Below are 12,956 nucleotides of genomic sequence, written 5' to 3'. Positions count from 1 at the left end.
GAAACGCCGTAGGCGGTTGCCTACAGTCGGGAGTCGGTCCGCGCCGACGCGCGCGCGGGCACATCGGTCACACGGCCGATGGAAGAAATGTCAATCGGCGCAGGGCGCGGGCTTACACGCCCAGGTGCTGGGCCAGCAGGTCGGGTTGCGCGCGCAGCTCATCCGAGCTGCCGCTGAACACGACAGTGCCCTTGACCAGGATGAGGTTGCGGTTGGTGAGCCGCGTGACGTGCTTCCAGTTCTTGTCCACGATCACGGTCGAGATGCCGGATTCACGGATCAGCCCGCAGATGCGCCAGATCTCGCGGGCGATCAGCGGTGCCAGCCCTTCGGTGGCTTCGTCCAGGATCAGCACGTCGGGGTTGGTCATGAGCGCCCGGCCGATGGTGAGCATCTGCTGCTCGCCGCCCGAGAGCTGCTGGCCGCCGTGCGACAGGCGCTCGGCCAGGCGCGGGAAGGTCTCCAGCACGCGCTCGTAGGTCCATTCGCGCTGGCCGCGGGTGCCGGCACGGGCCGCCATCTTCAGGTTCTCGACCACGCTCAGGTTGCCGAAGATGCCGCGCCCCTCGGGCACGTAGGCCACGCCCAGCTGGGCGATTTCGTAGGGCGCGCAGCCGGTCATGTCGCGGCCCATCACGTGGACCTTGCCCTCGCGCGGCTTGACCAGGCCCATCAGGGTCTTGAGCAGCGTGCTCTTGCCCATGCCGTTGCGGCCCATCAGCCCGATGGTCTCGCCGCGTGCGACCTGGAAGTCCACGCCGCGCAGGATATGGCTCTGGCCGTAATAGGTGTGCAGGCCGCGCGCGTCGATCAGGAGCTCGGGCATCAGTCAAGCCTCCGCAGGGCCGCCCCAAGGAGGCTTGGGCCCCCTCGGGGGGCAGCGCAGTGCACGAAGTGCCAAGCGCGGGGGCTCACAGTTCTTCCTCCCCGAGGTAGGCGGCCTGCACGCCGGCATCCCCGCGGATCTGCTCGGGCGTGCCGCTGGCGATGACCTGGCCGTTGACCATGACCGTGAGCTTCTCGGCGAGGGCGAACACGGCGTCCATGTCGTGCTCCACCAGCATGATCGCGTGCGCCGGCTTCAGGCGCTGCAGCAGCGCCACCATGCTCTCGGCCTCGGCCGTCCCCATGCCGGCCAGCGGTTCGTCGAGCAGCAGCACCTGCGGCGCGGTGGCCAGCGTCATGGCGATCTCCAGCTGGCGCTGCTCGCCGTGGCTGATCGTGCCGGCCACGGCGTCGCGGCGCGGAGCCAGGCCAGCCAGCTCGATGGCGCGCTCGGCCTGCTCGTTGATCGCCTTGAACGAGGTGGCGCGGCGCAGCCAGCGCAGCGGGTGCTGGGCACGCGACTGTGCGGCCAGCCGCACGTTCTCCCGGACGGTGAAGGGCAGGAAGATGTTGGTCTTCTGGTAGCTGCGCCCGAGGCCTGCGCGCGAAATGCGCTCCGGGCTGCGCCCCGTCACCTCGCTGCCGCCCAGGTGGATGCTGCCGGTGGTGGGCGGCAGGTCGCCCGAGAGCAGGTTGGTCAGGGTGGACTTGCCCGCGCCGTTGGGGCCGATCACCGCGTGGATGGCGCCGCGCCACAGGTCGATCGACACGTCGTTCACCGCGGCCAGGCCGCCGAAGCGCTTGGTCAGGTTCTTCGCCGAGAGCAGGACTTCAGGCATCGCCGGCTCCCTTGCGGCGCAGCAGGCGCTCGGCCGCACCGAGCAGGCCGCGCGGGGCGAACGCGACCACCGCCACGATGAACAGGCCCATCCACAGCTGCCAGTGCTTGCCGGCGCGGAATTCGCCGATGTCCGGCAGGTCCTTGAACAGGTGCAGCAGGTACTCGAACGCGAAGGCGCCGACGATGGCGCCGGCGAAGTTGCCCATGCCGCCCAGGATCACCATCATGATCACGTGGGCGCTCATGTGGAAGCCCATCAGCTCCGGGTTGACGAAGCCGGTCTGTGCGCCCCAGAGGTAGCCGGCCAGGCCGGCCAGGGCGCCGGCCAGCGTGAAGGCGGCCAGCTTGTAGCCGAAGGTGCCGTAGCCCAGCGCGCGCATGCGGTGCTCGTTGACGCGGATGCCGGCCAGCACGCGGCCGAAGGGGCTCCACAGCAGCCGTCGCAGGAAGGCGTACACGAGCACCAGGCAGCCGAGCGTGAAGAAGTAGAAGACCTTCTTGTCCTCCAGGTCGATCAGGCCGGCGTCGGGCTTGAAGTTGATGTACATGCCGTCCGAGCCGCCCAGGCGCAGCGACAGGCCGAAGAACTCCAGGTCCTTGTTGTCGAACACCAGGTAGAACAGCATCTGGGCGAACGCCATCGTCACCATGATGAAGTAGATCCCGCGGGTTCGAACCACGAAGAAGCCGATCACCAGCGCGAACAGCGCGGACACGAGCAGGGCGACGGGCAGGGTCCACCACAGGCCGACCGCACCGCTGTCGGAGGACACCAGGGACAGCATGTAGCCGCCGACCCCGAAGAATGCGGCATGGCCCAGCGACACCAGCCCGGTGACGCCCTGCAGCAGGTCCAGGCTCATGGCGAAGATCGCCAGGATCATCATCCGGGCGACCATGCTCGCGTAGAAATCGGTGCTGGCGAAGGGAAACGCCGCCAGCGCGACCAGGCCCAGCACCAGCAGCACCTGCAGGCTGCGCGGGAGGACTTCGAGGTGGGACTGCGTTGCGCTCATTGCTTGAACAGCCCCTCGGGCTTCCACAGCAGCACCGCCGCCATCAGGATGTAGACCAGCATGCCCGCCACCTGGGGCAGCAGCACCTTGCCGAAGGTGTCGACGGCGCCGACCAGCAGGGCGGAGATCAGCGCGCCGCGCACCGAGCCGATGCCGCCGATCACCACCACGACGAAGCACATGATCAGCACCTGCGAGCCCATGTTCGGATAGACGCTGGAGATCGGCGCCGCGATCGTGCCGGCGATGGTGGCCAGCCCCACGCCCAGGGCGAACACGATGGCGTGGATGCGCTTGATGTTGATGCCCAGCGCCTCGGTCATGTCGTGGTTGAAGGCGCCGGCGCGGATCTTCATGCCCAGGCGGGTCCTGGAGATCAGCAGGTACAGGCCGATCGCGAGCACGATGCACAGGCCCGACATGAACAGGCGGTAGACCGGATAGGAGAGGTTGTCGGTCAGCGGGATGGAAGCGGACAGCGCCGCCGGGATGTTCACCCCATGCACGTCGTCGCCCCAGAAGATCGAGCGCGCCTCCTCGAACACGTAGATCAGGCCGAAGGTCAGGAGCACCTGGTCGAGGTGGTCGCGGTGGTAGAAGTGGCGGAACAGCAGCCGCTCCAGCACCAGCCCGAAGGCCACGGCGAGGACCGCGCCGCCCAGGATGGCCAGGGTCAGGCTGCCGAAAGTGCTGGAGAGCCACCAGGCGATGTAGGCGCCCAGCATGTAGAAGCTGCCATGGGCGAGGTTGACCACGCCCATGATCCCGAAGATCAGCGTCAGGCCGGCGGCCAGCATGAACAGCAGCAGGCCGTACTGGACGCTGTTGAGCAGCTGCAGCAGGAAGGTGGAGAAGTCCAAGGGGGCTAGGGGCTAGGGGCTAGGGGCTAGGGGCTAGGGGCTAGGGGCGCGGCTGTCGGACATCGCGCGCGGTCAGGCGCGCGATTCTCGCGCGGAATGGATCAGTTCAGGCATGGGGCCGAGAAAAGGGGCTGGGGGCTGTTTCCCCAGCCCCTAGCCCCTGGTCCCTGGTCCCGGGCGAGCGCGCGAAGCGCGCGAGGGTCAGGCGCCCGCCATCTTGCACCCGGCGCCCGAGTCGGCCAGCGCCTTGGCGGCGATGCCGATCACCTTGTTGTCCTTGTTCTCGACGCGGCGCAGGTAGATGTCCTGGATCGGGTTGTGGGCCTTGCTCATGGTCCACTTGCCGCGCGGGCTGTCGATGGTCTGGTTCTCCAGCGCCTTGTACAGCGCCTGCTTGTTGCCGATGTCGCCCTTGACCGCTTCCATGCCCTGGGCGAGCAGGAGGCCGGTGTCGTAGCCCTGCACGGCGTACACGTCCGGCTGCAGCTTGAAGGTGGTGGCGAAGGCCTTGCGGAACTGGTTGTTGCGCGGCGTGTCGAGCGAGTCGGCGTAGTGCATGGTGGTCATGATGCCGTCGGCGGCCGCGCCGGCGGCGTCGAGCACGCCCTCCGTCAGGAAGCCCGAGCCCCACAGCGGGATCTTGTCCTTCAGGCCCGCGGCGGCGTAGTCGCGGATGAACTTGGCCGCGCCGCCACCGGCGAAGAAGCAGGCCACCGCATCGGGGTTGAGGGAGGCGATCTCGGTCAGCAGCGCCTGGAACTCCACGTTCGGGAAGGGCAGGCCCAGCTCCTTGACGATGGTGCCGCCGGCCTTGGTGTAGCTTTGCTTGAAGCCCTCGAAGGCCTCGTCGCCGGCTGCGTACTTCCAGGTGATCCACACCGCCTTCTTCAGGCCCTTGTCGACCATCGGCTTGCCCAGGGCCAGGGTCGGCTGGCTGTTGGTGAACGAGGTGCGGAACACGTTGGGCGCGCACAGGCCGCGGGTGGCGGCGTGGGCGCCGGCGTTCGGGATCAGGCTCAGCACGCCCGACTCGCGGGCGACTCGCTGGATGCCCATCTGCACGCCGGAGTGCACGGTGCCGATCAGCACGTCGACCTTGTCACGCTGCACCAGCCGCTGCGCGTTCTCGACGCCCTTGGAGGGTTCGGACTCGTCGTCGACCTTGAACCACTCGATCTCACGGCCGCCGAGCTTGCCGCCCTTCTCGTTGATCGCCATGCGCACGCCGTTCTCGATGTTCACGCCCAGCTGCGCGTAGGTGCCGGTGTAGGGCAGCATGAAGCCCACGCGGACCCGGTTGGACTGGGCGCGGACGATCCCGGGCAGCAGCAGGCCGGCGGACGCGGCGCCGACGACGGCGGCGCTGCGGGTGAGGACGAGGCGGCGAGTGGTCATTCGTGGGTCTCCAATTAGTTGAGGTCTAAAGCAATTTGTACCGCAGGGCGCAGGCTGGACGCACCAAGATTTACCCTAGGCGGCGTGGCGCCGAAGCGCGCTGCGCCGCACGGTGAAGAGTCGGCGGCGGGCGAATGGCAGCACGGCCGTTCGTCATTCGTCTTTTGTCATGCTGCGCAGCCGGCATCAGCCGGCGAGTTGCCGCAGCTTGAACCGCTGGATCTTGCCGGTGGCGGTCTTGGGCAGCTCGTTCACGAACGCCACCCAGCGCGGGTACTTGTACGGTGCGAGCTGGCCCTTCACGTGCTGCTGCAGTTCGCCCGCATCGGCCTTCTGCCCGGGCTTGAGCACCACGTAGGCCTTGGGCTTGACCAGCTGGTCGCTGTCGGCGACGCCGATCACCGCCGCCTCCAGGACCGCCGGGTGCGTCATCAGCGAGGCTTCGACTTCGAACGGCGACACGTAGATGCCGCCCACCTTGAGCATGTCGTCGCTGCGGCCGCCGTAGGTGTAGTAGCCGTCGGCGTCGCACGTGTACTTGTCGCCGCTGCGTGTCCATTCGCCGCAGAAGGTCGCCTTGGTCTTGGCGCGGTTGTTCCAGTACATCAGCGCCGCGCTCGGGCCGCGGATCTGCAACTCGCCGATCTCGCCGACGCCGCAGTCCTGGCCCTCGTCGCCGACGATGCGCACTTCGTAGCCCGGCACCGGCTTGCCCGTGGTGCCGTAGCGCACTTCGCCGGGCCGGTTGGACAGGAAGATGTGCAGCATCTCGGTGGAGCCGATGCCGTCCAGGATCTCGCAGCCGTATTCCGCGTTCCAGCGCTTGCCGATCTCGGCCGGCAGCGCTTCGCCGGCGCTGGTGCACACGCGCAGGTTCAGCTCCTGCTGCTTCGGGCGTGCCGGGTCTGCCAGCAGGGCCGCATACAGCGTCGGCACCCCGTAGAAGATCGTCGGCCGGAACTGCTTCAGCACGCCGAACACGTCGCCCGGCGTCGGCCGCGAGGGCAGCAGTACCGTGGTGGCGCCCACGCTCATCGGAAAGGTGAGGGCGTTGCCCAGCCCGTAGGCGAAGAACAGCTTGGCGGCCGAATAGACGACGTCGTCCTCCCGGATGCCCAGCACCGCGCGCCCGTACAACTCGGCGGTCTGGATCAGGTGGCTGTGCAGGTGCACGGTGCCCTTGGGCGTGCCGGTGGAGCCGCTGGAGTACAGCCAGAAGCAGGCTGCGTCGGCGCAGGTGGCCTCCACCTTCCGTTCCGACGAGCCGGCGGCGACCATGCCGGCGACCGTGTCGGGGCCCTCGGCGCCGGCCAGGACCACCGTGCGCAGCGCCGGTGCCTTGCCGACGATGCCGTCGAAGGTGGCGGCGAGCGGCTTGGAGACGAACAGCGCCTGGGCGCGCGAGTCGCGCAGCATGAACTCGAAGTCCGGCGCGGTGAGCAGCGTGTTGGCCGCGATCGGCACCACGCCGGCCAGCATGCAGCCGAGGAACACCACCGGCCACTCAGGCGTGTCCAGCATGGCCAGCAGCACGCGGTCTTCGGGGCGCAAGCCGCGATCGCGCAGCGCATTGGCGAAGCGGTGCGCCTGCTCCGCGAGCTGGCCGTAGGTCAGCGTGGCGCCGGTCGACGCGTCGATGAAGGCCGGCTTGTCGGGCCGCGACGCGTTGCGTGCCAGCAGGTCGTGCGCGGCGTTGTAGTCGCGCGGGATGTCCACCCGGGGCGGAATGGTGCCGTGGTCGGCGTGGCTGGCATGCATGGGCCTGGTCTCCTCGTTGTTCGCCGGCCGTCATCGGGCCGGACCGGTGGTCTTGCACCGGAGATGGTCGCCGATGCGCGGCGCCCGACATTAATTCAGTTCAAGCCGCCGCCTTCTCGGGGGCCAGGGCCTGCGCCAGCCACTGGCGGCACCAGGCCGTGCCTTCCTCTTCGGGCATGGTGCCCGCGCTGGCGTCATGGAGAAACACCTCGCCGACGCGCTGGGCGCCCAGGCCCTGCAGGCGTTCGTCGAATTTCTTGCCGCCGAAGCAGAAGGTCTGCTGGTAGGTGCGATCGCCCAGTGCGATCACGCCGTAGCGCACGTGGCCCAGGTACCTGGGCGTGGCCTCCAGCGAGTCGTACAGGGCGCGCGCGTTGTCCGGGACGTCACCCGAGCCATAGGTCGAGGTGCAGATGAGATATAGCGCATCTTCGTCGAATGCGGCGATGTCCAGCCCGTCCATCAGGACGACGTCGATCTCGTCCACCAGATCGGCGCAGTCCATCTGGATTGCCTGGGCCACGTAGTCGGCGGTGCTGGTCATGGTGCCGACGAGGATCTTCAGCTTCATAGGGGACTTCCTTGAGTTGACATGAAGCAAACTGCTTGACAGGTCCATGGGCGGAAGTATACTGCAATCTTGATTTAAATCAACAGCACAGCTCACCCATGCCCGTCCTTGCCGCCCCCGACACCCAGCCCACCATGGCCGAGCTCGGCGGTCGCGTGCGCGCCTGGCGGGCCCGCCGGGGCATGACCCGCAAGCAGCTGGCCCATGACTCGGGCTTGTCCGAACGCTTCCTGGCCGACGTCGAGGCCGGCAAGGGCAATGTGTCCATCCATTCGCTGCAGGCGGCCGCCAGCGCCCTGCACATCACCGTGCTCGAGCTGTTCCAGGACGCGCCGCGGCCCGCCGTCGGTCGCCTGCACAACCTGCTGGAGCGCCTGGACGAGCACCAGCTCGAGCAGGCCTACGGGTTGCTGGCGGGAACATTCGGCCTGCACGACGAGCAGGGCCGCGAACGGCGCATCGCCCTGATCGGCCTGCGCGGTGCCGGCAAGTCCACGCTCGGCGCCCGGCTGGCGGCCGATCGCGGCGTGCCCTTCGTCGAACTCGACCGCGAGATCGAGCGCGAGGCCGGCATCGGCATGAACGAGATCCTGCTGCTGCACGGCCAGGGGGGATTTCGCCGCTACGAGCGCCGCGCCCTGTTCCGCATCGCCGAGCAGCACCCGGACGGCGTGGTCATGACCACCGGCGGCAGCATCGTCAGCGAGCGCGAGACCTTCGACCTGCTGCAGAGCCGCTTCTACTGCGTCTGGCTCAAGGCCAGCCCGGAAGAACACATGAGTCGGGTGGTGGCGCAGGGCGACATGCGCCCGTTCGACACCACCCGGGGCGCCACCAGCGAGGCGCTGGACGACCTGCGGCGCATCCTGGCCAGCCGCGAATCGCTGTACGCACGCGCCGACGCGGTGGTCGACACCGCCGCGCGCAGCGTGCAGCAGTCCTTCAAGGACCTGGAACGGGCGGTGCCGTCCGCCGCGGCCGACACCCGCCCCAGGTCCGGATCCCCCGCGCGGCCTGCCAAGGCCTCCACCACCCCCCGCATTCCCAAGGAGACCGCGTAATGAACGCCATGACCGAGCCGCTGCTGTTCAAGCAGGGCGACCGCGAGCTGGTCAGCTTCGCCACCCATCCCGGCCGCTACCGGCACTGGCGCCTGTCCGTGGAGGGCGACGTCGCGCGCCTGAAGCTGGACATCGACGAGGACGGCGGCATCAAGCCCGGCTACAAGCTCAAGCTCAACAGCTACGACCTGGGGGTGGACATCGAGCTGCACGATGCGCTCAACCGCATCCGCTTCGAGCACCCCGGCGTGAAGGTCGTGGTGTTCGAGTCCGGCAAGGACAAGATCTGGTGCTCCGGCGCCAACATCTACATGCTGGGGCTGTCCACCCATGCCTGGAAGGTGAACTTCTGCAAGTTCACCAACGAGACCCGCAACGGCCTGGAGGATTCGTCGCAGCACGAGGGCCTGAAGTCGGTGGCGGCGGTGACCGGTGCCTGCGCCGGCGGCGGCTACGAACTGGCGCTGGCCTGCGACCGCATCGTGATGGTGGACGACCGCTCCTCCACTGTCAGCCTGCCCGAGGTGCCGCTGCTGGGCGTGCTGCCCGGCACCGGCGGCCTGACCCGGGTGACCGACAAGCGCAAGGTGCGCCGCGACCTGGCCGACATCTTCTGCACCACCAGCGAAGGCGTGCGCGCCGACCGGGCCCGCGACTGGAAGCTGATCGACGGGCATGCCAAGCCGCAGCAATTCGCGCAGCTGGTGGAGGCCGAAGTGCAGGCGCTGCGCCGGCAGTCCACCCGCCAGGGACCGCAGCAGGGCATCGAGCTCACGCCGGTGGCGGGCCGCATCGACGAGCAGGGGTACCACTACGACACGGTGGACGTGCGGGTCGACCGCGCAGGGCGCATCGCGACGTTCACGGTGAATGCACCTGGCGCGGCGATCGAGTCGGCACCCGACGCCATCGTGGCCGCCGGTGCCCAGTGGTGGCCGCTCAAGTTCGCGCGCGAGCTGGACGATGCCATCCTGCAGCTGCGCACCAACGAACTGGAGATCGGCACCTGGGTGATCAGGACCCGCGGCGATGCGCAGCGCGTGCTGCAGGCCGACGCCGTGCTGCAGCAGCACCAGGATCATTGGCTGGTGCGCGAGACGCGGGGCCTGCTGCGCCGCACGCTGGCCCGGCTGGACGTCACCAGCCGCTCGCTGATCGCGCTGGTCGACCAGGGATCCTGCTTCGCCGGCACCTTCTACGAGTTGGCGCTGGCCTGCGACCGCATCTACATGCTGGACCTGCCGGACGCCCCGGATGTCGCGCCTGCACTGCAGCTGTCGGCCGCCAACTTCGGCTGGTATCCGGAGGTCAATGGCCTGACCCGCCTGCAGACCCGCTTCAACGAGGACGCCGGCACCCTCGAGCAATTGCGCGGCCTGCAGGGCAGCGCGCTGCGGGCCGACCAGGCCCTGGCCCTGGGCCTGGTGACGCTGACGCCGGACGACATCGACTGGGACGACGAGATCCGCCTGATGCTGGAGGAGCGCGCCTCGCTGTCGCCCGACGCCCTGACCGGCATGGAAGCCTCGCTGCGCTTTGCCGGCAAGGAGACCCTGGAGACGCGCATCTTCGGCCGGCTGTCCGCCTGGCAGAACTGGATCTTCATCCGCCCCAACGCCGTCGGCGAGGACGGGGCGCTGAAGCTGTTCGGCACGGGCAAGAAGGCGAAGTTCGACTGGAAGCGGATTTGACTGAGCCGGGCCTGACCGGAGACGAGGAACACCATGAGCACCATTGACCTGCAAGCCCTGATCCCCAACAACGTTGCGCTGGGCGACAACCGCCAGCTGCAGCGCGCCCTCGAGCACTGGCAGCCGGCCTTCCTGCGCTGGTGGGACGAGATGGGCCCGAGCGACTTCAAGGCCAGCGACGTCTACCTGCGCACCGCCGTCGGCGTGGATGCCCAGGGCTGGGCCCAGTACGGCTACACCCCCATGCCCGACTATCGCTGGGGCATCTTCCTGGCCGACAAGCAGGAAGGCCGCAAGATCGGCTTCGGCGATTTCATGGGCCAGGACGCCTGGCAGGACGTGCCCGGCGAGTTCCGTTCGACCTTCCGCCGCCTGATCGTCACGCAGGGCGACACCGAGCCGGCGTCGGTCGAGCAGCAGCGCCTGCTGGGCCACACCGCGCCCTCGCTGTACGACCTGCGCAACCTGTTCCAGGTCAACGTGGAGGAGGGCCGCCACCTGTGGGCCATGGTCTACCTGCTGCACGCCTACTTCGGCCGCGACGGCCGTGAGGAGGCCGAGGAACTGCTGGAGCGCCATTCCGGCGACCCGGACAAGCCGCGCATCCTGGGCACCTTCAACGAGCCCATGGACAACTGGCTGTCCTTCTTCATGTTCACCTACTTCACCGACCGCGACGGCAAGTTCCAGCTCAAGTCGCTGGCCGAGAGCGCGTTCGATCCGCTGTCGCGCACCTGCCAGTTCATGCTGACCGAGGAAGCGCACCACATGTTCGTGGGCGAGACCGGCGTCGGCCGCACCATCAAGCGCACGCTGGAGGTGATGAAGGAGCTGGACACCGACGACTGGAAGAAGATCCGCAACGCCGGCGCCATCGACCTGCCCACCATCCAGAAGTTCATGAACTTCTGGTTCACCAGCTCGCTGGACCTGTTCGGCTCGGAGGCTTCCTCCAACGCCGCCAACTACTTCAGCAACGGCATCAAGGGCCGTCCCGACGAAGCCAAGTTCGCCGACCACGTGGAGGCCGACACCAGCATGACCATCCAGGTGCCGGACGGCAAGGGCGGGCTGAAGGACGAGACCATCTCGGTGCGCAACGGCATCAACGAGATCACCCGCCTGGAGTACGCCAAGGACTGCAACGTCGGCGTGACGCGCTGGAACATGCTGGTCAAGAAGGCCGGCGTGCCCTTCGAGTTCAGGCTGCCGTCGATCCGCTTCCGCCGCAACGTGGGCGCCTGGGCGGGCTTGCACACCGACCCGCAGGGCAACCCGATCGGCGCGGCCGAATTCGAGGCGAAGAAGGCCGAGTGGCTGCCGACCGAGGAGGACGTCCGGTTCGTCAAGAGCCTGATGCAGCGCGTCACCGAGCCCGGCAAGATGGCCGCGTGGATCGCCCCGCCGGACCGCGGCATCAACGCCCAGCCGGTGGCGTACGAGTACGTGAAGCTGTGAGCTGACGTCCGCATCCCCTGGCTGGAAAGCGCCGCCTGCCGGCGCTTTTTCGTTGGTGGCCGCCGCTGGACGGTGGCGTGGTGCGATGCCGCTTCTGGCGGCCATCCTCCTCCTACCGCCTGTCGGAAGTGGCGCACCCGGATGCGTTCACGCGTCCGACCGCCGCGGCGCAGCCGAGCAGGCATCCTGCTGTCGTGCCCTGGCGCAACCGTCGCGCCGGGTCCTCACTTCCAGGAGATTTACGCATGAGCAAACTTCTGAGCGTCCTGCTCGCCTCCACCCTGGCCGCCGGCGCGGCCTATGCGCAGACCGCTTCCTCCAGCTCGACCCTCGGCACCCAGTCGGGGGCGTCGGCCACGAGCAGCGGCAGCCTGTCGTCGGAGAACTCCGTGACCGGCCAGGGGGCGACCACCGAGGGCGCACTGGGCGCAAGCGGTGGCGCGATCATCCGGCCGGGCGATCCGGCGCCCGCCACCAACACCATGGGCGCGAGCGGCGCGACCGGCACAACCGGGTCGACCGGCTCGACGGCCAGCACGACCGGCTCGACGGACAGCACCGGTGCGGACGGCAGCACGTCGGCCGGCTCCACCAGCGGCGCCGACGCAGCGTCGGGATCCAGTTCCAGCGCCACCAACAGCAACACCAACAACATCTACCTGGGCGGGACCGGCACCACCAGCGGCAGCACGGACGGCACCACGGCGCCGGAGCCGGAGCACCGCGGGACGTCCTCCATGGGCAACCGGGGCGACTGCCCGCCGGGGCTGGCCAAGAAGGACAACGGCTGCCTGCCTCCGGGCCAGGCCAAGAAGCTGGACGAGAAATAGAGAAGGGCGGGGCAGCCGGCGCGCCAACCGGCGCCGTCCCTCCTCAATCGACGATCTGCGCGCCGCGCTGTTGGAGCAGGGCGCGCAGCAGCGAGCGGTGACAGCGTGCCTCGTTCTCGCAGTAGCAGCCCATCGAGAAATTGCTGGTGTGCGACAGCGTGGCCAGCAGGTCCAGCGAGCGACTGGCGTCGGGCTGTGCCATCTCGGCCTTGAACTTGCGCGTGAACTCCGCCCACTCCTTGTCGTCCTTCGCGTGCAGCGCGATCTGCATCACCGGCGGGCTGGGCGACAGGTTGGGGTACCACACGTCGTACCAGTCGTCGGCCGCGAAGCGCTCCTTGGGCACGCCCCGTGGCGGGCGCCGGACCGTGCCGATGCGCGGCCCCTCCCCGGTTTTGCGGGGTGTCCCCAGCCTCACGATACGGATTGCCATGCCTGACTCCTCCTGCGGTTGCCTCGTTAGAATGCCCGGGTTCGGAGCGTAGCGCAGCCTGGTAGCGCATCTGGTTTGGGACCAGAGGGTCGGGGGTTCGAATCCCTTCGCTCCGACCAGCTTTCCTGTCCCACGCTCACCTGCCCGTAGCTCAACTGGATAGAGCAGCTGCCTTCTAAGCAGCAGGTCGGGGGTTCGAGTCCCTCCGGGCAGGCCA

12 protein-coding genes and 2 tRNA genes are annotated in these 12,956 nt (G+C 68.5%); 6 read left to right on the top strand and 8 right to left on the bottom strand.

Features of this window, described 5'->3' with window-relative positions:
- Positions 1 to 112: 112 nt before the first annotated feature.
- The 7 genes from V6M57_RS13540 to V6M57_RS13510 all read right to left on the bottom strand — a co-directional run bounded on the left by V6M57_RS13540 (position 113) and on the right by V6M57_RS13510 (position 7,266).
- A complete protein-coding gene (locus tag V6M57_RS13540; RefSeq protein WP_332815524.1) occupies positions 113 to 826 on the bottom strand; it encodes an ABC transporter ATP-binding protein in 714 nt (237 codons plus the stop codon).
- Between the two features lie 85 nt (positions 827 to 911).
- Positions 912 to 1,664: an ABC transporter ATP-binding protein gene (locus tag V6M57_RS13535; protein WP_332815523.1), complete on the bottom strand. Its 753-nt coding sequence runs from the start codon at positions 1,662 to 1,664 to the stop codon at positions 912 to 914.
- Positions 1,657 to 2,682: a branched-chain amino acid ABC transporter permease gene (locus tag V6M57_RS13530; RefSeq protein ID WP_332815522.1), complete on the bottom strand. Its 1,026-nt coding sequence runs from the start codon at positions 2,680 to 2,682 to the stop codon at positions 1,657 to 1,659. Before V6M57_RS13530 ends, V6M57_RS13535 begins: the two co-directional genes overlap by 8 nt.
- On the bottom strand, positions 2,679 to 3,542 hold the full coding sequence (locus tag V6M57_RS13525; protein WP_332815521.1) for a branched-chain amino acid ABC transporter permease: 864 nt from the start codon (positions 3,540 to 3,542) through the stop codon (positions 2,679 to 2,681). The genes V6M57_RS13530 and V6M57_RS13525 overlap by 4 nt, the downstream gene beginning before the upstream one ends.
- A 201-nt stretch (positions 3,543 to 3,743) precedes the next feature.
- On the bottom strand, positions 3,744 to 4,937 hold the full coding sequence (locus V6M57_RS13520) for an ABC transporter substrate-binding protein (RefSeq protein WP_332815520.1): 1,194 nt from the start codon (positions 4,935 to 4,937) through the stop codon (positions 3,744 to 3,746).
- 186 nt (positions 4,938 to 5,123) lie between these two features.
- Positions 5,124 to 6,695 (bottom strand): benzoate-CoA ligase family protein, encoded by a 1,572-nt coding sequence (locus tag V6M57_RS13515; protein WP_332815519.1) that lies wholly within the window; start codon positions 6,693 to 6,695, stop codon positions 5,124 to 5,126.
- A 100-nt stretch (positions 6,696 to 6,795) separates the two neighbouring features.
- Positions 6,796 to 7,266 carry a flavodoxin domain-containing protein gene (locus V6M57_RS13510; protein ID WP_332815518.1) on the bottom strand — a complete coding sequence of 157 codons (471 nt, stop codon included), beginning with the start codon at positions 7,264 to 7,266 and terminating at the stop codon, positions 6,796 to 6,798.
- A gap of 98 nt (positions 7,267 to 7,364) precedes the next feature.
- Between V6M57_RS13510 and V6M57_RS13505 the strand changes: the two genes are divergently transcribed.
- The 4 genes from V6M57_RS13505 to V6M57_RS13490 all read left to right on the top strand — a co-directional run bounded on the left by V6M57_RS13505 (position 7,365) and on the right by V6M57_RS13490 (position 12,306).
- Complete coding sequence (locus V6M57_RS13505) at positions 7,365 to 8,327, top strand: helix-turn-helix transcriptional regulator (RefSeq protein WP_332815517.1); 963 nt, start codon at positions 7,365 to 7,367, stop codon at positions 8,325 to 8,327.
- Positions 8,327 to 10,018 carry a 2,3-epoxybenzoyl-CoA dihydrolase gene (gene boxC, locus V6M57_RS13500; RefSeq protein WP_332815516.1) on the top strand — a complete coding sequence of 564 codons (1,692 nt, stop codon included), beginning with the start codon at positions 8,327 to 8,329 and terminating at the stop codon, positions 10,016 to 10,018. The genes V6M57_RS13505 and boxC overlap by 1 nt, the downstream gene beginning before the upstream one ends.
- 33 nt (positions 10,019 to 10,051) lie before the next feature.
- Complete coding sequence (gene boxB, locus V6M57_RS13495; protein WP_332815515.1) at positions 10,052 to 11,476, top strand: benzoyl-CoA 2,3-epoxidase subunit BoxB; 1,425 nt, start codon at positions 10,052 to 10,054, stop codon at positions 11,474 to 11,476.
- Positions 11,477 to 11,721: 245 nt separating this feature from the next.
- On the top strand, positions 11,722 to 12,306 hold the full coding sequence (locus V6M57_RS13490; RefSeq protein WP_332815514.1) for a hypothetical protein: 585 nt from the start codon (positions 11,722 to 11,724) through the stop codon (positions 12,304 to 12,306).
- Between the two features lie 43 nt (positions 12,307 to 12,349).
- On the opposite strand, the gene V6M57_RS13485 is transcribed toward V6M57_RS13490, so the two are convergent.
- Complete coding sequence (locus V6M57_RS13485) at positions 12,350 to 12,739, bottom strand: DUF488 domain-containing protein (RefSeq protein WP_332815513.1); 390 nt, start codon at positions 12,737 to 12,739, stop codon at positions 12,350 to 12,352.
- Positions 12,740 to 12,781: 42 nt separating this feature from the next.
- On the opposite strand from V6M57_RS13485, the gene V6M57_RS13480 reads away from it, so the two are divergent.
- Together V6M57_RS13480 and V6M57_RS13475 are read left to right on the top strand one after the other, a co-directional pair.
- Positions 12,782 to 12,858 (top strand) — tRNA-Pro (locus V6M57_RS13480).
- A 21-nt stretch (positions 12,859 to 12,879) separates the two neighbouring features.
- Positions 12,880 to 12,956: transfer RNA gene (locus V6M57_RS13475), tRNA-Arg, on the top strand.

The organism is Ramlibacter sp. (assembly GCF_036676645.1).
GTDB lineage: Bacteria > Pseudomonadota > Gammaproteobacteria > Burkholderiales > Burkholderiaceae_C > Ramlibacter.
Note: the sequence above shows the minus strand (reverse complement) of the source record. Positions and strands in the feature narration are given on the sequence as shown.

Bases quoted from the DNA above. Each gene is read 5' to 3' on its own strand.
- V6M57_RS13540 (WP_332815524.1), bottom strand. From the start codon at position 826: ATGCCCGAGCTCCTGATCGACGCGCGCGGCCTGCACACCTATTACGGC.
- V6M57_RS13535 (WP_332815523.1), bottom strand. From the start codon at position 1,664: ATGCCTGAAGTCCTGCTCTCGGCGAAGAACCTGACCAAGCGCTTCGGC.
- V6M57_RS13530 (WP_332815522.1), bottom strand. From the start codon at position 2,682: ATGAGCGCAACGCAGTCCCACCTCGAAGTCCTCCCGCGCAGCCTGCAG.
- V6M57_RS13520 (WP_332815520.1), bottom strand. From the start codon at position 4,937: ATGACCACTCGCCGCCTCGTCCTCACCCGCAGCGCCGCCGTCGTCGGC.
- V6M57_RS13515 (WP_332815519.1), bottom strand. From the start codon at position 6,695: ATGCATGCCAGCCACGCCGACCACGGCACCATTCCGCCCCGGGTGGAC.
- V6M57_RS13510 (WP_332815518.1), bottom strand. From the start codon at position 7,266: ATGAAGCTGAAGATCCTCGTCGGCACCATGACCAGCACCGCCGACTAC.
- V6M57_RS13505 (WP_332815517.1), top strand. From the start codon at position 7,365: ATGCCCGTCCTTGCCGCCCCCGACACCCAGCCCACCATGGCCGAGCTC.
- boxC (WP_332815516.1), top strand. From the start codon at position 8,327: ATGAACGCCATGACCGAGCCGCTGCTGTTCAAGCAGGGCGACCGCGAG.
- boxB (WP_332815515.1), top strand. From the start codon at position 10,052: ATGAGCACCATTGACCTGCAAGCCCTGATCCCCAACAACGTTGCGCTG.
- V6M57_RS13490 (WP_332815514.1), top strand. From the start codon at position 11,722: ATGAGCAAACTTCTGAGCGTCCTGCTCGCCTCCACCCTGGCCGCCGGC.
- V6M57_RS13485 (WP_332815513.1), bottom strand. From the start codon at position 12,739: ATGGCAATCCGTATCGTGAGGCTGGGGACACCCCGCAAAACCGGGGAG.